Raw genomic sequence first — 20404 nt, forward strand, 5'->3', positions numbered from 1 at the left:
AGACGATGTGTAGCCCTCCGCCCGCACGGACGAAAGGTCGCGTTCCGGCTGCCGGAACGTTCGTTGATCTGGGACGCGGCGCTTGGGAAGCTGCCGAGGGTGTCGAGGTCGCGGTTCGCCGAGGGGAGTGGGCCGCACCGTCGCCACCGTCATCGGGAGGTGTACCGACCGCCATGGAGACCACGTCAGCGAGAACCGCCCTGTTCCCGGACTCCGACCTGCTGGAAAGACGTCTCGACGCATTCTTGGAACAACGTGGAATGGACCGGGACGCGGTGCGCAAGGAGATCGACCAGGGTCTGGGCAGTCCCGCGCTCGCGGTCGTCGCCGGATCGGTGCTGGCCGGGTTCGGCAACCACCGCAGCGATCTGGATCTGCTCGTGCTGGTGGAGAACGACCGACTCACTCGTTTTCCCATCCAGTCCCACGAACACGGCACTCTGATCGACATCAATGTGCGCCGGGCGAGCGCCGTCCGGGAGAGCACGGCGGAGCTCACCGCCGAGCCCTGGCCCCGGTTCGCGGGCGTCTGTGAAAGTGCCTGGAACCACCGCCGACGGGCGATCAACACCGTGAGCAGGCTGGCACTGGGACTGCCTCTGGTGGTCTCACCGCCGTGGGACGACTGGCTCACGAGGGTGCGCGGCCCTTGGCTCGGCGAGGTCGTGGAACAGTGGTGGACGGTGGAGGCGCAACGGCTCGCGCTGGCAGCCCATTGGTTGCTCGAAGCGCGGCCCATGGCCGCGGCCGTACGCGGTCGGGAGGCCGTCGTCGCCGCGCTCAACGCGCGGGCGGCTGCGGCCGGTGAGCTGTACTTCACCGAGAAGTGGGTGGGTGAGAAGCTCAAGCTGCGCAACGACGCCGAGGGGCTCGCCGTGCTCCACGAGGTGTTGGGGCCGCCGCTCGCGCCCCGGGAGCGGGTGGCGCGGTGTCTCTCCCTCGTCGAACAGCTCGCCGCCGTGGACGCGCCCTTGCACGCGGTGCTGCGCTGGGCGACGGGCGTCGGCCAGACCGTGCTGGACGACCGGACCGTTGTGGACCGTTGGCAACTGCGCGCCGTGGAGACCTTCCGCCCAGGTCTGCCGGAACCGGGGGACGACGACGTCATCTGGTCGGGGCCGGTGGGAGACCTCCCTCCCGACGATGTGCTGCCGCTGTTCGTCCACGACATGGTGTGGCTCGGTGTCGCCCACCCGGCCCAGGAGGTCTCCTCGTGACGAGCGCCCGTACGCCCAGCGCCCCCGACTCCACGGCGAGCGGACCGGAACAGTCCGACCTCCATCTGGCGGACCTGCGACGGCTCCTCGCGTTCCGCGCGCACGGGGCGGCCCGTCTCCTGCTGCGGTGTCGGGCGCGTTTGGAGGACATCGAAGGCGCCGTCGCGGCGGGTCAGACCGAAGTCGCCGTCCTGATGGCCTATGACCTGGTGCAGTCCTCGCTTTCGGTTCGCGGTCTGCGCACCGAGGGCGAAGTGAGCATCGGAGGCGACCAGGTGAGTTTTGATCCCTTCGCCGGGGTTCCGGCAACGGATGTCGAGGCCGGGCTGCTCCTCGCGGCCGAGGGCCGCGAAGCAGTGGGAGACCACGGTGAACAGTGGGTCGAGCGGCTGCGTGAGCATCTGCGGGACACAGAGGCGCTCCTCGGCTACAGCGAGCCCCTGCCCGATGTTCGCTCGGCCAGCGGGCTGATGAAGGGTTTCAAACTGGCCCGCACCTGGCAGCCGCACCTGCTGCGCGTCGGCCTTCCCGATCTGCTGCCGGACGCCTGGACGCGCCGTGCCGACTGATGTGACGGGAAGCCGCTCAGAGCCGGTGCGTGCACTGTCCCTGCGCGGTGTGAGCAAACGGTACGGAACGGCGACCGCACTCGACGAAGTGGACCTGGACATCGCCGAAGGCGAGATCGTCGGCCTCCTCGGGCACAACGGGGCGGGAAAGACGACCCTGATGTCCCTCGTGGCGGGGCTCCTGCGCCCGGACGCGGGAGAGATCGAGGTCCTCGGCGTGTCACCGGTCCGCGATCGTCGCCGGGCCCGTCGAGGACTGGGGCTCGCCCCACAGGAACTGGGGGTCTACCCACCGCTGACCGTGCGGCACAACCTCCGCTTCTTCGCCGAACTGGCCGGGCTGCGCGGAAAGGAGGTGCGGCGCCGCATCGAAGAAGTGGCGGAGCCGCTCGGACTGGCCTCCCTGCTGGAGCGCCGTGTCTCCCAACTCTCGGGCGGCGAACAGCGGCGGGTACACACCGCCATGGCACTGCTGCACCGGCCGAAGCTACTGCTGCTGGACGAACCCACGGCGGGAGTGGACGTGGAGACTCGGGCACGGCTCATCGCCTTCGTCCGTGAGATGGCCGCCGCCGGTACGGCCGTCTGCTATTCCACCCACTATCTCGCCGAGGTGGAGGCGCTCGATGCGAGTGTGGCCGTACTGGACCATGGACGCATGATCGCCCGCGGCCCGCTCAAGGAGTTGGTACGCCGTCACGGCGACAGCGCCGTGGAACTGACATTCACCGGTGAGCCGCCCGAGCTGAGCCTGCCATGGCCGGTGACGCGTGCGGCCGATGTGCTGCGCGTCCATGTCGAGCATCCGCAACTCGCGGCGCCCGATGTGCTCGCCTCCCTGGGAGAGGCTGCCTTGCGGCTGGTCAATCTGCGGGTGGTCCAACCGAGTCTGGAGAGCGTCTTCCTCCGGCTGACGGGACGCCGATACGCCGGGGAGTCCACGGAGGCCGCTCCGCCCGGGTCGAACCCGGTGGGAGCCGTCGAGACTACGGTGCGGGAAACCGCAGGGCGCGACCCGAAGGGCGGTTCGGACGACGGTTCCGCACCGCTTTCCGACGGCCGGGCAGTCGCCCACAGGGCGGGGCATCATGGGTGACGGGTCACTGGGACGGATCTTCGCGCTGGTGCGCCACGACGCCAGACTCATGGTGCGCGATCCGGCGCCCTTGGTCGTCCGTACGATCATGCCGCTGCTCATCATGGGCTTTATGCAGCCGCTGTTCCGGGTGGCCCTGCGCGCCGAGGGCGTGCACGACGCCAATGGAGCCGAACAGGCCGTGCCCGGGATGGCCGTGATGTTTCTGTTCCTCCTCGTCAACGTCGTCGGATTCGCGATGTTCCGGGAGCACGGCTGGAACACCTGGGACCGACTGCGGGCGGGACCTGCACGGCCGTTCGAGTTGGTGGCCGGTCGGGTGGTGGTGCCACTGGTGGTCGCGCTGCTCCAACTCGCCGTGGTCTTCGCCGCGGGCGGGCTGCTCTTCGGGCTGCGGGTGCGCGGCTCGTACCTCGGGCTGGTGGTGGTCGGCGTACCGCTGGCGCTGTGCGTCGTCATGCTCGGCATGGCCCTGGTGGCCCTGTGCCGTACCGTTTCCCAACTCCTTGTCTTCGCCAACCTGGCCGCGTTGTTCTTCGCTGGTCTCGGCGGCGCGCTGACTCCGCACTCCGCACTCCCGGAGTGGGCACTTCCGATCGCTCCTGCGGTACCGAGCTACTGGGCGATGCGTGGATTCTCCACGGTGGTGCTGGATGGCGGTGGCGTCCGCTCGGTGCTGCTGCCTGCGAGCCTGCTGTGTCTGTTCGCCATCGGCCTCACCGCCGTCACCCTGGCCTTCTTCCGCACCGACCATCGCAAGGTCTCCTGGTCCTGAGCGGTGTGGCGCCGCCATCCGAGAGCGCGCGCCGCACTACGACAGACGACACATCGGCCCGGCCGTGCACAGCGGCCCACCGCCAGCAGAAGGGTGCGCCATGCCCGCAGCCGTGGTCTTCGACTGCTTCGACACGCTCGTGACGTCCCACCGGCCGTTTCCGAGCCCCGAGGAGTTCACCGCCTGCCTGGTCGATGTGTTGACCATCGACGAGGGGCGGGCGAACGCCGTGGTCGGCACGGTGTTCGGTGCCGTGTACGCGGCGATGTCGGACAGGTCCGCACTCCAGCCCTCGACACTCGGTCTGCTGGACACCGCCCTGCGCGAGCATGGCGTCGTACGGGAGCGGGTCGCATTGGAACGGGCGCTGTGGCACGCGCTCGGTTGTGCGGACCCCGACCGGTACGCCCTGTGCGAGCCTGCGGCGACGGCCATGGTCCGGGTCGCCGAGGCCGGGCACTCGGTCCGGGTGTTGTCCAACTGCTATCTACCGGGGACGCTGATGCGTCGGCTGCTGAACGGGCTGAAGGTGCCCGAGGTGTACGACCGGGTGCTGTTCACCGCGGACGGCGGCCCGAAGAAGCCCGACCCCCGTGCCTTCCACCTCATCGGAGCTGGCGAGTTCGAACGGCGCGTGATGGTCGGCGACTCCGAGGCTGACGACATCGCTCCGGCCGCGGCCCTCGGATGGGACACCGTACTCGTCGATCCCGATCGCCCTGATCTGACCGAACTCATGTCACTCCTGGAACTCTGAGACAGCGCTGCCCCGACACCGCGTGCTCCACACGATCCAGTGTTCCGCACAAAGAAACACCGGCTGATTCCCGCCCCGGAACTACCTAGGGTTTCCCCGACACCGTCGGACGCCTGCGTCCAGGTACTCCACTTCTCTGTCCTCGTCGTTCACCCCGCGCCCGTCCGCGCCGTGCAGAAGGAGTCACCTCATGCAGTCCCTCGCCACCGGCCTGTGTCGCACCAGCCCGACCCCAGTCACCACATGGTGCACGGGGACTCACCGGCGGCCCGCGCGGTGTGCACCGAAGCCGCACGCATCGTGCCCCGGGGTACCCGTTGGGAGACGGACGGCGGGGCCGGCCACGCGCTGCCGGGCCAGAGGGGAACGGGCATGACAGTCGCCGATGACCAGACGCCGGACCCGGTCGAAGACGACGAAGCGCCGCACCGGGTGCTCCTCGACTCGGGCTGGAGCACGGCGTGGCAACCCGGCGCCGTGGCCGAGGAACACACCGGTGCGGACCGCATCCGTGCACTCGCGGCAAGTGGATACGCGGCCCTGCCGATCCCTGCGGACTTCGGCGGCGGGGGCGCGGGCCTGGTGGAAGTCGCCTCGGCCCAACGCGCGTTGGGCATGGTCGACCCCTCGGCCGCGATCGCGTTGAACATGCACGCTTTCACGGTGGGGCTGATGACCGACTATTGGAAGCGGCACCGGGACACGAGCTGGATGCTGCTGGAGGGGATCGCCCGGTCCGGCGCGCTGGTGGCATCCGCGTTCGCCGAGCCGGGCGGTAGCCCCAACTTCCTGAGCAGTCGCTCCGAAGCCGTTCAGACTCCCAAGGGCTATCGGGTGTCGGGGGTGAAGTACCCCTGTTCGCTTGCCTCCACGGCCACCCTGGTGTGTCTGACGGCCCGGGTCACGGGGACCGACGAGACGATCCTCGCCCTGTGTCCCAGCAGCTCCCCCGGCCTCACGGTCGAGGGGGAATGGCCATCGCTCGGGATGAGACAGTCCGACACGGCCAAACTCGTCCTGCACGACGTCGAGCTGGACGACCGGCTCGTCTTCCACCGCGGCCCGGCGGACGTCATCGACGACAACGTCATCTCCGGCATGGTCTGGTTCGCGGTGCTGCTGAGCGCCACGTACCACGGTGTCCTCAGCGGACTGTTGGACCTCGCCCACCGCGGTGTGGTGCGCGCCGGCGCCCATGGGCCGAGAACCGCCCTCCTCGGTCGCGCCACCCGGGAACTGTTGACGCTCGGCGGCGCCTGCCGTCAGCTCGGGGCCGATGTCGAATCGGGGGCGATCGCCGGACGGGCTGCGCTGGCGGCGGCGGTGGGACTGCGGGCCACGCTCAGCGACACGCGCGATCGAGTGTTGAGTGCCGTCACCCCGGTCCTCGGCAGCCGGTTGTACGGAAGAGGCCAACGGGCGGCCGACCTCCTGGTCGATTCGCTCGCCGTCCACCACCATCCACCGTCGCTCCTGATGTGCGACGAGGTCGTCGGTGCGTTCTGTACGGGACGTGAGATCAGCTTCGATCCGGCCGGCTGAGCCGCCCGGCCGTCCCTGCCAAAGGAGAGAGCCATGCCCCACGTCGAAGTCAATCTGCCGATCGATGCCCCCGCGAGTGATGCCTGGCGGGCCGTCACCCGGCTGGAGGACTACGCCGACTACATGGAGAACGTCGAATCGGTGACCGTGCGCGGACAGACCGAGGCCGGCGCACGCGTCAGCGAGTGGTCGGTCTACCTCAAGGGCTCCGTACTGGAGTGGGTCGAGGAGGACGAGTTGGACGAGGCGACGCGCACCATGACGTTCACCCAGGTCTCCGGCGACCTCGACGAGTTCCGAGGGTACTGGCGGGTCGAGGACGGTGGGAGGGGAACCTCCGTGGTCACCTTCTCGGTCGACTTCGAGATCGGCATCCCGTTGCTGGCCGACATGCTCAACCCCGTCGCCGCCAAGGCCCTGCGAGAGAACTCCGAGCACATGCTCCGGGCCATCGAGCGGCGGATCACGGTCTCGTGACACCGCCCGCGCGGATCCTGGTGACCGGGGCCACCGGCGCAGTGGGCAGTGCCGTGCAACGCGCACTGGACGCAGCGGGACACGCCACGTACGGCGTCAGCCGCCGGGGCGGGACGGGGGCGCGCCAGTACGCATGGCGGATCGGGCAGGAGGCGGCGCCCGACGCGTTGCGCGGCCCGTGGCCCGTCGTGGTGCACTGCGCCGCCGACACCCGTTGGAACCTTTCCACCGAGCGGGCGGCGGAGGCGAACATCACCCCGCTGCGAGCCCTGTTGTCGACCATCGGGCCCGAGACCCACTTCATCCATCTCTCCTCCTCGTACGTGACCGGCCTGGAGGGCACATCCGACCCGTCCGCGCCCGACGCCTACCGCAACTCCTACGAGTGGTCGAAGGCCGCGGCCGAACGACTGGTGCGTGCCGAACGGGAGAGCGCGGACATCGTGCGGTTCCCCATCGTGATGGGAGCCAGGTCCGACGGCCGGTTGGATCGCTACAGCGGATTCTTCTGGCTCCCCTCGTCGCTGTGCAGCGGGGCGGTGCCCGCCCTGGTGGCGGAGGGAAAGGCGCTGTTGGACATGGTCAGCACCGACGACGTAGCCGATCACATCGTCCGCATCGTCGCGGGTGGGCCTCCTTCGGATCACCGCCTGGCCGTACTGGGGCGCGGTGATCGGGCCCAACGGGTCGAGGAGGTGTTCGACACCATCCTCGACGCCCTCAACTCCTGGCGCACCGAGGCGGGCGTGCCCCGCTTGGACCATCTGCCCTATGTGACTCCCGACCAGTGGAATCGCTTCTACCTGCCCTTCGCCGAGCAGTATCTGGACCGTGCGCAACTGGTGCGGGTCACCGCCTTTCGTGCGTACCAGGGCTATCTCTCGGTCACCGAGCCGTTCGCGGTCACCGATCGGGTGGCGGACACCGCACAGGTGCTGCACCGGTCGATACGGCGGTGGGCCGATATGCACGACGCATCGGCACGCCGAGTGCCCCGACCGTGGGGAGCCTGAGGTGTCGATCAGGTCGGGGATCTCAGTCAAGCCATGGAGGGAATCACGGAAGTCAAGGGTTGGGCTGCCGAGTTGGAGTTGGTGTTCGCGTAGGAAGGAACCACCCCTGTCATGAAATCCGTACGTGTTGCGCTGGCCGGTGCAGGCAACTGTGCCTGGAGCTTCAGCCAGTTCGTCGCCCAGGCGCAGGCGGACCCCGAAACTCGACTACCGGGACTCATGTGCCATACGGTCGGCGGCTACCGGCTCTCGGACGTGCGCATCGTCGCAGCGTTCGACGTGGATGCGGCCAAGGTCGGACTACCCCTTGCCGAGGCGTTCACCGCTCCCGCGATCTGTGCGACCGACTTCACCCCGCTCGGTGTCGACCGCAACGCACCGGTGCTGGCCGCGCCGGTCCTCGACGGCCTCGCGGGCCCGCTCGGTGCAGTGGTGGAACTCGCCGAATCCGCTCGTGACACCACCCAGGAGGACGTCAGCAAGGCCCTGGCCGAACATGAGGTCGACGTCCTGGTGATCGTTTTGCCGACCGGGGCCTCGCAGGCCATCCGCATGTTCGCCAACGCCGCCCTCGCCGCCGGGGTCGCCGTGGTCAACGCCACCCCCGAGGAGTTGGCCCGGGATGTGGACCTGCGCCGTAGGTTCGCGGACGCGGGGCTCGTCCTGCTCGGGGACGACCTGCGCAGCCATGTCGGTGCCACCTCCCTCCACACCACCCTCATCGAACTGTTGCTCAGTCGAGGGCTGGTACTGGCGAGCACCTACCAGCTCAACGTCGGTGGCAACACGGACTTCCTCAACCTGGCGGACGCGGGGCGCTCGGCCTCCAAGTTCGCATCGAAGGCCAATGCGCTCCGGGCGGCCGGGGTGACGGACGTCGACGGAGTGGCCGGCCCCACCGGATTCATCGGACACCTCGCCGACACCAAGGTGTGCTTCGCCAATATCAAGGCGACGTCCGTCCTGGGCTCGGAGGTGGAGATCGATGTGAAGCTCACCGTGGAGGACAGCCCGAACGCCGCAGGTGTCATCGCGAACGCCGTCCGGCTGGGCAAGACCGCCACCGACCGGGGTCTGTCCGGCGCCGTGGAGGACGCCGCCGCCATCCTCTTCAAGAGCCCCCCGCGCGGCCTGCCCGAATCCGAGGCGAGGGCCGCCTTCCTGGACTTCGTCTCCTGACGTCTGCCGGCTACGAGCAAGGGAGAAGGTCAATGCTCTCGATACAACGGGACTCCCGCACGGTTGAGGACCTGCCCTACGAACTCGTCGAGCGCAAGGGAGTGGGACACCCGGACACCATGTGCGACGCCATGGCGGAGCGGATGTCCCGCTACTACTCGCTGCACTGCCTCAAGGAGTTCGGCGGTGTGGCGCACCACTGGTTCGACAAGGTGACGCTGTACGGGGGCGGCGCCGACATCGACTACGGCCGGGGGGATCTCACCGCGCCCTACCGGGTGAAGGTCTTCGGGAAGGGGGCCTTCCGGGTCGGCAGTGTCGAGATTCCGGTACAGGACATCCTGTTCCAGGCCGCTGCGGACGTACTGGGCCAGGTCACCACCGGGTTCGATGCGGACCGACATCTGGTCATCGAGGTCGGTGTGGTCGACCATCAGGGCTCCGGCCGCGGTGTGTCACGGTACCAACCCACCTCATCGAATGAGTTGGTGCCCCTTCGTTCGCCCGGGTTGGTCTCCAACGACACCAACCTGCTGCACGGCTATGCACCGTTGTCCCGCCTGGAGACCGCGGTCCTGGAGCTGGAGCACCTCATCAACGGAGCGGCGTTCAAGCAGCGGCACCCGGACTCCGGTTGGGACGTCAAGGTGTTCGGGAGTCGCCGCGGCGAGGCGTTCAGCCTGGTCGTCAACATGCCGTTCCTCGCCTCTCACATCGATTCGATGGATCACTACCGCGCGCGCAAGGCGGTGGTCCAGGAGGAGTTGGAGGCGTTTGTGACGTCCCTGGAGATCGGGGACTTCAGAATGCTGATGAACGCGACCGACCGCAACGGCCGCCCCTATTTGACGGCGTTGGGGTCCGTCGCGGACACCGGCGATGTGGGTGTGGTCGGGCGGGGAAACCGGGTCAACGGTCTGATCACTCCGATGCGACCGATGAGCATCGAGGCACCCGCGGGCAAGAACCCCCTGGACCACACCGGCAAGATCTACAACGTCATGGCCATGCGCCTGGCCCAGCAGGTGCACGAGGAGTTCGGCGGCCCTGCTCAGGTGCACATCTTCACTTCCAAGGAAGCGCCGCTGGAGCGACCGGACGAGGTCGTCGTCACGACCGGGGGCGCGGACGAGTCGGCGCTCACGGACCTGGTGGAAACCGCCGTGGCCAGCACCGGCGATCTGACCGCCGAGCTGATCGAGACGGGCATCACGCTGTGGTGACCGAGGCCCGTGTGCGGGCCCTGGTCACCGACGCCCACCGGCTGCGACAGCGGCAGGACACCGGACCGCACCACCATCCGGTACCGGCTACGGGCAGCCACTTCGTCATCCTGGTCAAGCCCGAGGTCCTGGACACCGACGGTGCAGCCGATGCGATGTCGGAGGTCGTCCGGGTGCTGGGCGCGGGCGAGGCGGACATCCTGCGCTGTGCACTGGTGCCCGCCAGCCACTTCGCCGAACGACGCTACCTCCTGCTGCACTACCCCCGGCTACACCGAGTCGCCGCCGATGGAGTCCATGCGTTGTGCACCGAGGCCCACCGTGAGCTGCGCTCGCTCCTGGACTCGTCAGGCGCGCTCGGGGCTCTCGGCGCGTTCGAGGCGATGACGTACGACACGGTCCTCTCGCCGACGGTGCTCGACGAGCGTTGCCGACGGGCGGGCATCCACAAACTGGGCTCCGGCTCCTACGCCTCGGTGGTGGAGTTGAACGGCCGCCCCGTGGTCGTGTTGAACGGCTTCCTCCCTGCGCTGGTCGGGCACTACGACCACACCACCGCCCTGGTCGGCTTGGTCGAGTGCCACAGCCTTCGGGAGATCGACGATCTGCGCACGCACCTTCTCGGGGCCCTGCACCCTGCCGCCGCGGCACCCGACTCGCTCCGCGGCGCCCTGCACTCCCTGGTCGAGGGGAGGGGATCCCCGTCGCTCTCCGAGGGCCGCAACGCGGTTCATCTGTCGGCCGGGCACCTGGAGGGGATGTTCCAGGTCTGGCGGTACTTCTCGGCGGCCGACGGGCAGGGCATCACGAGCACGGCTCTGGGGCGGTCCCTGGTCGACCGAGGGGTGTCCTCGACGGCCCTGACGTCCCTGGCCGGTGACCACAATCTGACCGGGGACTCCGGCGAGACCCTCGCTCCCCACGGGGCCACGGAGCACCTCCCGCGCCCCGAGGTCCTCGACCTCGTGGGGCAATGGACGGCGACCGGAAAGGAAGTCGAAGAGTGAGCGAACTCCCGCGCGGGCTGGCAGGGCGCACCGCGGTGGTGACCGGCGGTGCGCAGGGCATCGGTGCAGCGGTCGTCGAACGGCTGTGCTTCGAGGGCTGCCGGGTCGTCGTCTACGACAGGAGCGCCGAACACGGCCGCGCCGTGGTGGACCACTGGCAGCACAAGGGTCATGCGGTGCACCTGGCCGTCGGTGATGTGATGGACGCGGCAGCGGTGGATGCGGCCTTCGCAGGTGTCCCGGCGGGCTGGTCGACGCCCACGCTGCTGGTGAACCTGGCAGCGGGCTTCGTCTTCAAGGGGCTGGACGCGACCCCCACGGATTGGCACGCCGCCTTCGATCCCACCATCATCGGACTGACCCTGATCACCCGACGCTTCGTCGCGGGGCTGCCGGAACACCACGCGGACGCGGCCATCGTGAACATGGCGTCGATCTCGGCACACATCGCGCAGAGCGGCTATCTGACGTACAACACCAGCAAGACGGCGGTGCTCGGACTCACTCGATGCCTGGCCCAGGAATTGGCCCCGCGAGGCATCCGGGTCAACTCGGTGAGCCCCGGGACCGTGTGGAACGCCAACAACGAGCGGTACCACCGTGAGGCACTCGGGCTGGACCGGGCGGCGGCCGAGGCCGCTCCGGAACACGGCGGCAAGTTCCTCCTCCGTCGTTTCGCGGACCCCTCCGAGGTGGCGGCGCCGATCGCCTTTCTCCTGTCATCGGAGGCGAGCTTCATCACGGGCACCGATCTCGTCGTCGACGGCGGATATCTGGCGGTGTGACGGGTGATCGATCTGCACACCCACCACCAGCGGTGCGGGCACGCCACGGGCACACTGCGCGACTATGTCATCGAGGCGTTGGATAAGGGCGTCAGCGTGTTGGGACTGTCGGACCACGCACCAATGTTCGCCGCAGAAGAGGACCACGCACTGCCGCCGGTGGCCATGCCCAAGTCCGAGTTCCCGTCCTACATCGCCGAGGCACTCGCCCTCAAGGAGGAGTTCGCGCGGAGCATCGAGATCCTCGTCTCTACGGAAGCCGACTACTTCCACGGCAAGGTGGACGCGTACTCCGCCGCACTGAGTTCCTACCCGTTGGACTACGTCATCGGGTCGGTGCACATGTTCGAGGGCAAGGACATCTTCGACGTCAGCAGATGGGGGGCCGTCGATCCGGCGGATCTTCCGGCACTCAAATCGCGGTTCTTCCGTACGGTGGCGGACTGTGCCCGTTCCAACTTCTTCCAGGTCATCGGCCATGTGGACGCGCTCAAGGGCAACTTCCCCGAGTTGGGCGAGGTTCCGGCGCCCGCCGCGGCCGATGAGATGTTGCTCGCGATCCGCGATTCCGGCGCGGTCATGGAGATCAACACCTCGGGTGGCACCAAGCAGTGCGGTGGCTGGTATCCCGAGTTCGACCTCCTCGAACGGGCACTCCACTTCGGGGTCCCCATCACGTTCGCTTCGGACGCCCACGTTCCTGGCCGCATCTGCGACCAGTACCCGGACGTGGTCCACGTCCTGCTCGACATGGGTTTCACCACCTGGACGGTCTTCCGCCGCGGGGCTGCTCGGCAGTGCCCCCTGGCGTGACCTTCTGTCCTCACCACGGGAGCTTTTGATGAACATCAGCGAACTCGTGACCGCCGAGCCGGATGGCGCGTCATTCCGCCAACTACGGATCCGAGGCCATCTGTTGAAGGTCGTCACCACCTCGCCCGAGGCGGACGCGTTGGTATCCGAGACCTTCTGGCCACCGGGCATGCTGGGGGTCTTCGACACACCGCCCGGGTCGACACATCGCCCGGATCTGACGGTGGTCGACCTGCCCTCCTCTCCCACCGACATCCATGCATTGCTCCGACTGGCGGCGGACAACTGCGTACCGGGGGAGTTCGAACTCACCCGCGACTATCGACTGCCCCGGTACGACGCGGACACCCACACGGTCTTCACCCTGCGGGACGTCAACTCCGACGAGGTGGCGGCCCTGGTACGCACCGAGGACCGGGCTGTCATCGTGCGTCCCCGGTCCGGTCTCGGCGACAGATGGCTCACCCGCATCATCCGCGATGTTGCCACCCGGATCGCCAAGGCCGAGGGCTCGCTCGTGCTGCACTCCTCAGCACTGGTCTTCGACGACGGCGCCTACCTGGTGGTCGGTGACTCCGGCGCGGGCAAGTCCACCACCGCGATCGCCTTGGCCCGGCTGCTGCCCGAGGCGGGTTGGATGGGCAATGACCGGATGCATCTGGACCGGCGCGGTCACTCCTACGATGTGACGGCCTGTCCACTGCCCCTGGCCATCAACAAGGGCTCGCTCGATGTCATGGGTGTCAGCGACTTCGACGGTTGGCCGGTACGAGCGGGTCTGCCCGGCGTGGGCTCGGACTGGGACCAGTTCCAGGGCGAGGACAAGCTGAAACTGAGTTCGCGGGAAGTGCACCGCTTCCTCGGAGTCGACGTCGTACCGCAGGCACCGCTCGCCGGTGTGATCCTGCCACGGATCGACAGGGAAGCGGCGTACCGGCTGGAGCCTTCGACACTCGACCACACGAGCGAAGTCATCCGACGGAACTGCTTCTCCCTCGATGACAATCTGTACGGCGAGGACTGGCTGAAGGTACCCGTTCGCCACCACGCCCCACCGCCGTCGGTCGAGGACTTCCTGGAACACCTCGCGAAGCTCCCGGTACTGCGCTGCTCCTTGGGCAGCGCAGCGGATGTGGCGAGGCTCGCCGACGAGTTCGCGCGTGCGGTGCGGCTATGACCGCTCCCCCTCGACCGCACTCCCCCGTGCGTCGAGTTCCTCAGCGGTGCGGAGCAACAGCTCCACGTTCACCTCGAAGCGCGACCAGAATCGGGAGACCCAGTCGAGGTACCAAGGGACCAGTTCGACATCGCGTTCGGCGAGCAGCGCTACATGGTCGGAGCGCGGCAGAAACCAGATCGCCCCCAGTTTTGCCACATCGCCCACCTGCGCAGGCGGAATACCCAAGCGCCTCCACAGGTGTTCGACGAATCGACGGGCTGCCGACGGGTCCAGTTCGAAGTCCCCCCGCCCACGACGGCAGGAGAGCCACAACGCCTTGCCGGCGTCGGCAGGACGCTGTGAATAGCCCGTCTCGTCCCAATCGATGACGGTCGGGGAGCCGGATCCATCAGTCAGCAGGTTCCGACCGTGGAGGTCACCGTGATAGATCATCGCTTCGCCCGGACGGGTCAGGCGCAGCGCACTGGCCCGCAGGTCATCGAGGTGGTCGTCCATGGCGCGCACCAGCCCCCGCCGGTCACCGGCCAAGGCTGCGACGGTGAGCTCCCGCTCCCCGGGCGTCAGCCACGGCGACGCATAGTCCGCGATCAGGTCCTGGTGGATCTCGGTGCGGCCGGTGCTGCCCGCCAGATCGGCCAGGACGGAGAAGAGTGGGTCGATGTGTCGGCGCGCGTCATCCGCGGGTTCGCCGGGGACGAAAGGACGGACCACGACCAGCCGTGGGCGCTTCCCACCGTCGAAACCGATGTCGATCACAGGGGGGTACCACGCGGTCCCCCGCAGCTCCGCATCGACGCTCCGGATGCGTTGCAGCTCAGGTCCCGACGAGCGTTCCGCACAGTGGACCTTCACGGAGAGGCGCTGTTCACCTGCCACGATGCGATGGGACATATTGACGCCCCTGCCGTCGAGCGCATCCGCGTCGCCTGCTGCAATGCGTTCGATCAGGTGTCGGATCGTGGGTACCGGCGAGCCCGTCATGACTGCGGGTCGCCCGGTGCCACCTCGTGGTCGAGCCACTCGGTGACCTGGGCCACCAGTTGGGCAACGGGTTGCGCACTGTCGAGCCGCAGCACCGGACAGTGCAGTTCTGCGAGCCAACGCTCGTCCTTGGCCCGGCTTCGACCCGAGAGGGAGGTGTCGTCGTAGCCCCGCGCCCAGTCCAGGAAGTCTCGGTGGGCCGCCTCATTGGCCCCACCCTGCTCGATCGTGTCCCCGTAGCGCAGGACTTCGCGACTCATCAGCCGCTCCATGCGCGTACGGGGATCGAGCGCCAGGAACACCACACCGTCAACCCGATCGATGATGCTGTCACCCCACCCCTTCAACGACCCCGAAAGGATCCAGGCGTCACGCGGGACGAACAGCGCGTGCATCAGGGCTAGCCGCTCCTCCTCGGGGCGCTTGTGGGTGTACGGCGGGGCAGTGGGGAGCCAGAGGTAGTCATCGACATCCGCATGTGGAACCGACTGCAAGGAGGCCAGGGTGCGGCCCAGGGTCGTCGTGCCCACTGCGCTCGCCCCCGTCACGAGTAACCGATGCCCGCGCATGTGCCCTCTCCTTCGTCCGGTCCTGAGTGCCGAACAACCTGCCCTGGCCACCGTCCGTTTGGGGCCACTCCTGGGGCGGTGCCCGGTCCATCGGATTCTATCGGCCAGGGGGTGCTGTCACCCGGCGAACCGCTCGCTGACACCGATGGGTTTCGGTTGATGACGCCCGGTCGTCGCACCGTCCGCCACCGATCGATCGCGCGAGTCCGGTACGCACCGGCCCGTGCAACATCCACACGCCACGAGAGATGGAATCGCAGGCCACCATGGTCAAAGGCATGCCGAACGCACTGGTGACGGGGGTCTCCCGCGGGCTGGGACAGCACATCTGCCACGCCCTCAAGGCATCGGGTTATCGGGTGTTGGGAGCGGGGCAGACGGCATTCCCCCACAACGATGCCCTCGACGACTACCGGACGATCGACTTGCGGCAGCCGATGGCCGCCGATCCGTTCGCCGGCGAGGTCGTCGATGTACTCGTCAACAACGCGGGGGTGTATCTCGATGACCCCCGCCGGTCGTACGGTGACTTCTTCTCCCTCTCCCTCGACGATCTTCGGGACACCTTCGAGGTCAATCTGTTCGGTGCCGTTCAACTGGCACGCGTACATGCCCCTTCGATGATTGCGCGAGGCTCGGGCAGGATCGTCTGCGTCTCGTCCGGGATGGGGCGGCTCCAGGACGCCGACGGGGCCTCGTTCGCGTACCGGTCGTCGAAGCTCGCCCTCAACTCACTCGTCCTCACACTGGCACACCACTTCGCCGCTGCACCTGGTGATCTGTCGGCCTTCTCCTACTGCCCGGGGTGGATCAGAACCGACATGGGGACGGATTCGGCCCCACGCGACCCCGGGCCGGCAGCGATGGACCTCGTACAACTCCTGGAAGAGCCGTCTGCGCAGACCAACGGCGCCTTCTTCCGCGGGCCGGACGAACTGGGGTGGGACGTCCGCGGTCCGTTCGTGACGGACCGGAGCGGACCGGTACGGCGGACTGAGCCCGAGGCGCGGGAACCATGACTTCGCCGCGCGGGCCCATCGAGCCGGTGCAGCCCAGCCGTTGGGAGTCCGCGGTGAGGGCCGCTCTCACGCGGCCCCGCATCGGTTCGGGGCGCCCTTGTCATCCGTCAATCCACCGAACTAGCATCCTGGAGGAACACATCACCTGCCCAACCCGGCCACCAAGGGCTCTCGCCCCGGGGCGGTCCGCTGTCGCCGGCGTCCTTTCCGCCCGGCCAGATCCACGGGGGTGATTCACCACGATGGACTCCAACACTGCGACCGATCACTACACCGTTCGCTCCCCCTTCGCCTGCACCGGTCTGCTGTGCACACCGAGCGTCGCGGACCATGTCCAGCGGCTCGCCGCGCCCTATCTCCAACTGCAACCGGGCTCCTTTGATCCGGGCACCTGGCGAGTGACCGCGAACGCAGCGCCTTCGGACCGATCGGTCACGGAGTCGGTCACCGCACTCGGCGAGGTAGCGGTCGACTATGCGGTCGACCACACCGACAAAACCCTCGTCCATCTCGCACCCCACGGCGAAGCATGGGTCACCCAGTCCTTGTTGCGGGCCACCCGGGCGATCCACCGTTCGGCCGCCAGCAGAAGGGGAGTGCTGTTCGTCCATGCCGGGCTCGTCGAGCTGAACGGCCTCGGGGTGGCCCTGGTCGGCGGCAGCCGCGCCGGCAAGACCTCCTTCGTCATGGCCAGCGTGCTCAACGGTTCCGGTGTCATGGTCTGCAACGACGATGTGAGCCTCACGGTGGACCCCGCCGGGGGCACGGTGACGGGTACGGGCTGGCCCCGTTCCATTTCGGTACGACTGGACACCCTGGACCTGCTGTTCGGAGAGGATCGGGCCCGAACCGTTCTGGCTTCGCTGTCGCACCCGGCCAATGAAACACTGCCGAGCCTGCGGGAGTCCGGTATCGAGCAGCACGGAACCGCCCTCATCTACCCCTGGGAGTACGCCGACCTCCTGGACACCAAGATCGGCCGATCCCTCACGGTGGATGCGATCGTCCATCTGAGCTTGGCCGACGATCCCGCCGAAGCGGAGTTCGCCCCCGTACCCCCGCCCGACCGCGGCGAACTGTTGGACCGCGGTGTTCTGCCACTACCCAACAAGCACCTCAACATCTTCGGCCACGAGCCCGAACCTGAGGCATTTCTGCGCACCCACAACGCTGTGACCGCGCTACCCACCTTCCGCTTCCGGTACTCGTTCAGCGATGTGCGCCAAGAGGTTGATCGACTCGCCGACCTGCTCCGAGGCCGGCTGTCGAACGGACCGTGACGCAGAGAGGATCCACCACAGCCATGCTCTCCTTCCGTGAACACATCTCCGCAGTCGCTGGCATGGACGACTTCGACGAGGAGGCGGTCCGGGCGAAGATCCATCTCGTGGACGGCGATGTACTAATGCTGTCCGGCTCCCTCGTGGACGGTTCGGGCACCCCGTCATCGGACTTCGACTTCTCGGTCTTCGCGCCCACCAGGGACGAGAGGTTCCATCGCGACACCTTCCCCAGGGAAGGCCATATGAGGTACTACACCAGCGGTGACCGGGTGAAGGCCAGCTTCGACTACCTGCCCCACAGCCTGCTCGGCGTCGATGTGGAGTACTGGACCGTGCAGGAGATCTCCCACATGCTCACGGCTCATGCGCAGTTGTACGACCACCTGAGGAGCCGGGCCCGTAAATCGTCCAGCTTTGCCGCGTCCGCGGTGGACTTCCGGCTGCTGTCCCGTCTGACGTACGGCGTCCCTCTGACGAACGTACCGGAGTTCGAACGGATCACGGCTGAGCTGCGGCCCGGTGAGCTTGCCTACACGGCCTTCCGCACGGCCGTCGGCAGCTACCCCGACTTCCGCGACCTGGCCGGCATGTGGGCGCAGAAGGACTACGAGTCCGCCCTGATCGCAGCTCGCAAGCTCGGTGTGGACACCTTCCGCGGTCTGACCCACGTCCACGGGAACACCAATCGCAATCCCAAGTACCTGGCTCGGTTCCTTGCCCGACTGCCTGCGTCCCTGTCCGAACTCACCACACGGTTCCGCCACCTCAACGCCTACGGTGTGCCGAGCGCGGCCGAGGCGCCCGATGCAGTCCTGGAGTGGCTCGATCTCATCGATGCGGCCTTCGGCGAGATGCGGCAGGCACGGGACACGGCCGAGGCGTTCGTCAGCCGGCAGGAGTTTCTGGATCTGCTGAAACACGAGTTGCACGAGACGATGGGCTGGAACGCCGAGATCTCCAACGAGTACTGCTTCCGCGCCCGGGAGGCGAGAGGCGACGTTCCCTCGCTGCGCGAGCTGCTGATCGCGATGGAGGCACGCGGCGCGGTCGAGCACGGGCTCCCGTTGCAACAGTGGGCACTGCGCCGCACGGCGCCCGCAGGCGAGAACAACACATCCGCCTGAGACCGGAACCACCCAACACACCGGACCGGGGGGGGAGAGGAATGTGTGTCGGATCTACGGCTACTTCGGACGAGCGGTCGAGGTGACCGCTCTGGAGGCCGCCCGGGACGCGCAGTTGTCGGGCGGGCCCGATGAACAGCACTACGTCCGGGGGGCGAACTGGGGCCTGGGATGCAATCGCCTCTCCATCCAGGACCCTTCCCACGGGTGCCAGCCGTTCGTCAACGCCGACGGTTCGGTGTACGCGGTGTTCAACGGGGAGATCTACAACTTCCGGGCCATCCGGGAGGAACTCGCCTCGCACGGTGTCCCTATCGAGGGCGACTCGGACGGCTCCGTCCTCCTGCCGTACTACGAGCTCCACGGCGACCGATTCATCGAGCGACTCGAAGGAATGTTCGCCATCGCCGTGGTGGACCTGCGGACGGGCGGGCGGCTGAAGCTCTGGTGCGATCCCCTGGCGGTCAAGAGCGTGTACTACTCCGTCGAAGGCGGGGGCGTCACCTTCTCCTCCGAGCTCAGCGGGCTCCGTACCCTGCTGCCCGGGCCCCGGGAACTGGCGCCGTCCGCCGTCGACGACTACATGAACTGGCAGTGCCTACCGGACGGCTCACCCTGGTACCGACAGACCTCCTCGCTGCGCGCCGGTGAGCGACTGATCTGCGACGGCAGGACCACCGTGGAAGGCGCGCAGGCGGCCGATCCCCTGGTGACCGGCGAAGTGCACACACCGAACCGGTTGCGTGCCCTGCTCAGCCGGGAGTTGGCCCACATGTCACTCCAGTCGACGCCGATCGCCGTCCAAGTGTCGGGCGGGCTCGACTCCAGCATCCTCGCGACACTGCTCGGCGAATTGCGCAGCGACGTCACCGGATTCCATGTGACCCACGAGGGGACCCACTCATCGGACGAGTTGGTCCACGCCAAGGAGGCCGCCACACACGCCGGGATCGAGTTGGAAGTGGTGGAAGTCCGGGACGCTGAGCTTCCCGAACTGATTCCGGCCATGGTGCGGGCCTTGGGCCCACCCAACGCGACACCCCATGCGCTGAGTGCGTTCGCGCTGTTCCGGGAGATCTCCGGGCGGGGCTTCCGGGTCTGCTTCGTGGGAGACGGGGCGGATGAGCAGTTCGGCGGCTACCGCCGGTACAGCACGGCACTCGCGGTGTCCGACGAGACCTGGCCGTCCCGCTATCTCGACAGACTGTCGCTCATCCCCGAAGCACGGTACCGACAGCTCTACACCCCTGAGTACCGCGAACTCATCGACTCAGGCGCGAGCAGCCGACAACGGTCCTTGGACCTGCTGAACCGCCCGGCCCCCTCCCGTCTGGAGCAGCTTCTGACATTCGATCGCCTATGCAAGCTGCCGAGCCTGAACCTGCGCAAACTCGACCACCTCTCGATGGCGTACGCGATCGAGTGCCGTGTTCCGTATTGTCAGCCGGCCGTCACCGCCTTCGCCCGCGGAGCACCCGATGGGATGAAGGTGGACGGCGCGCGCCGGAAGCAGATCCTCTGGGACGCCGGGATCGGGGTTGTTCCTCCCGGTGTCCAGGGCCGCCAGAAGCAACCGTTCACCTTTCCGATCAGTGCCTTCATGCGTGAGGGCTCCCACCTGTGGGACTTCACCGTCGATGTGTTGAGCAGACCCCGCCTTTGCACCGATGGATATCTGAGTGCGGCAGCCGTGCGGAAGGTGATCGGGGAACATGGGGAAGGCCAGGACCACTCCCGTCTGTTGTGGGGGCTGATGGTGCTGGAGTTGGCGCTTCCCTGAACCGTGTCCGCCAGA

Annotated in this window: 20 protein-coding genes; 18 read left to right on the top strand and 2 right to left on the bottom strand. The window is 67.8% G+C overall.

All coding sequences use genetic code 11. The annotated features are described in order from the left end of the window. Positions 1 to 173 precede the first annotated feature (173 nt). From OID54_RS04850 to OID54_RS04915, 14 genes are all read left to right on the top strand, one after another. A complete protein-coding gene (locus OID54_RS04850; RefSeq protein ID WP_329014418.1) occupies positions 174 to 1217 on the top strand; it encodes a hypothetical protein in 1044 nt (347 codons plus the stop codon). Beyond that, positions 1214 to 1786, top strand: coding sequence for a hypothetical protein (locus OID54_RS04855; RefSeq protein ID WP_329014419.1), 573 nt, complete (start codon positions 1214 to 1216; stop codon positions 1784 to 1786). Before OID54_RS04850 ends, OID54_RS04855 begins: the two co-directional genes overlap by 4 nt. Positions 1787 to 1811: 25 nt before the next feature. Then, a complete protein-coding gene (locus OID54_RS04860) occupies positions 1812 to 2882 on the top strand; it encodes an ABC transporter ATP-binding protein (protein WP_329014422.1) in 1071 nt (356 codons plus the stop codon). Continuing rightward, the gene (locus OID54_RS04865) at positions 2875 to 3657 is read left to right on the top strand and encodes an ABC transporter permease (RefSeq protein ID WP_329014425.1); all 783 of its coding nucleotides are present in this window, start codon (positions 2875 to 2877) and stop codon (positions 3655 to 3657) included. The genes OID54_RS04860 and OID54_RS04865 overlap by 8 nt, the downstream gene beginning before the upstream one ends. A 100-nt stretch (positions 3658 to 3757) precedes the next feature. Continuing rightward, a complete protein-coding gene (locus OID54_RS04870; protein ID WP_329014428.1) occupies positions 3758 to 4414 on the top strand; it encodes an HAD family hydrolase in 657 nt (218 codons plus the stop codon). Between the two features lie 372 nt (positions 4415 to 4786). Next, complete coding sequence (locus OID54_RS04875) at positions 4787 to 5956, top strand: acyl-CoA dehydrogenase family protein (RefSeq protein ID WP_329014431.1); 1170 nt, start codon at positions 4787 to 4789, stop codon at positions 5954 to 5956. A gap of 33 nt (positions 5957 to 5989) precedes the next feature. Further along, positions 5990 to 6433, top strand: a complete 444-nt coding sequence (locus tag OID54_RS04880; protein ID WP_329014434.1) for a type II toxin-antitoxin system RatA family toxin — start codon at positions 5990 to 5992, stop codon at positions 6431 to 6433. Next, positions 6430 to 7446 (top strand): NAD-dependent epimerase/dehydratase family protein, encoded by a 1017-nt coding sequence (locus OID54_RS04885; protein WP_329014437.1) that lies wholly within the window; start codon positions 6430 to 6432, stop codon positions 7444 to 7446. The genes OID54_RS04880 and OID54_RS04885 overlap by 4 nt, the downstream gene beginning before the upstream one ends. Before the next feature lie 111 nt (positions 7447 to 7557). Further along, positions 7558 to 8625, top strand: coding sequence for an inositol-3-phosphate synthase (locus OID54_RS04890; RefSeq protein WP_329014440.1), 1068 nt, complete (start codon positions 7558 to 7560; stop codon positions 8623 to 8625). A gap of 32 nt (positions 8626 to 8657) precedes the next feature. Continuing rightward, the gene (locus OID54_RS04895) at positions 8658 to 9848 is read left to right on the top strand and encodes a methionine adenosyltransferase (protein ID WP_329014442.1); all 1191 of its coding nucleotides are present in this window, start codon (positions 8658 to 8660) and stop codon (positions 9846 to 9848) included. After that, a complete protein-coding gene (locus OID54_RS04900) occupies positions 9845 to 10855 on the top strand; it encodes a hypothetical protein (RefSeq protein ID WP_329014445.1) in 1011 nt (336 codons plus the stop codon). The genes OID54_RS04895 and OID54_RS04900 overlap by 4 nt, the downstream gene beginning before the upstream one ends. Beyond that, a complete protein-coding gene (locus tag OID54_RS04905) occupies positions 10852 to 11640 on the top strand; it encodes an SDR family NAD(P)-dependent oxidoreductase (protein ID WP_329014447.1) in 789 nt (262 codons plus the stop codon). Before OID54_RS04900 ends, OID54_RS04905 begins: the two co-directional genes overlap by 4 nt. 3 nt (positions 11641 to 11643) lie before the next feature. After that, the gene (locus tag OID54_RS04910) at positions 11644 to 12453 is read left to right on the top strand and encodes a histidinol-phosphatase (protein WP_329014450.1); all 810 of its coding nucleotides are present in this window, start codon (positions 11644 to 11646) and stop codon (positions 12451 to 12453) included. 28 nt (positions 12454 to 12481) lie between these two features. Continuing rightward, on the top strand, positions 12482 to 13630 hold the full coding sequence (locus OID54_RS04915; RefSeq protein ID WP_329014452.1) for a hypothetical protein: 1149 nt from the start codon (positions 12482 to 12484) through the stop codon (positions 13628 to 13630). Here the strand turns inward: OID54_RS04915 and OID54_RS04920 are convergent. Then, on the bottom strand, positions 13625 to 14614 hold the full coding sequence (locus tag OID54_RS04920) for a phosphotransferase family protein (RefSeq protein WP_329014455.1): 990 nt from the start codon (positions 14612 to 14614) through the stop codon (positions 13625 to 13627). The genes OID54_RS04915 and OID54_RS04920 overlap by 6 nt on opposite strands. After that, positions 14611 to 15183, bottom strand: a complete 573-nt coding sequence (locus OID54_RS04925; RefSeq protein ID WP_329014458.1) for an AAA family ATPase — start codon at positions 15181 to 15183, stop codon at positions 14611 to 14613. Before OID54_RS04925 ends, OID54_RS04920 begins: the two co-directional genes overlap by 4 nt. Positions 15184 to 15461: 278 nt before the next feature. Here OID54_RS04925 and OID54_RS04930 point away from each other — a divergent pair, with 278 nt between their 5' ends. The 4 genes from OID54_RS04930 (at position 15462) to asnB (ending at position 20389) form a co-directional block, all read left to right on the top strand. Then, entirely contained in the window at positions 15462 to 16202 is a 741-nt protein-coding gene (locus OID54_RS04930) for an SDR family NAD(P)-dependent oxidoreductase (RefSeq protein WP_329014461.1), read from the top strand. Positions 16203 to 16444: 242 nt separating this feature from the next. After that, positions 16445 to 17482: a hypothetical protein gene (locus OID54_RS04935; protein WP_329014464.1), complete on the top strand. Its 1038-nt coding sequence runs from the start codon at positions 16445 to 16447 to the stop codon at positions 17480 to 17482. Between the two features lie 23 nt (positions 17483 to 17505). Further along, positions 17506 to 18609: a hypothetical protein gene (locus tag OID54_RS04940; RefSeq protein WP_329014467.1), complete on the top strand. Its 1104-nt coding sequence runs from the start codon at positions 17506 to 17508 to the stop codon at positions 18607 to 18609. A 43-nt stretch (positions 18610 to 18652) separates the two neighbouring features. Next, a complete protein-coding gene (asnB, locus tag OID54_RS04945; RefSeq protein ID WP_329014470.1) occupies positions 18653 to 20389 on the top strand; it encodes an asparagine synthase (glutamine-hydrolyzing) in 1737 nt (578 codons plus the stop codon). Positions 20390 to 20404: the final 15 nt, after the last annotated feature.

Origin of the sequence: Streptomyces sp. NBC_00690, assembly GCF_036226685.1 — a bacterium.
Lineage (GTDB): Bacteria > Actinomycetota > Actinomycetes > Streptomycetales > Streptomycetaceae > Streptomyces.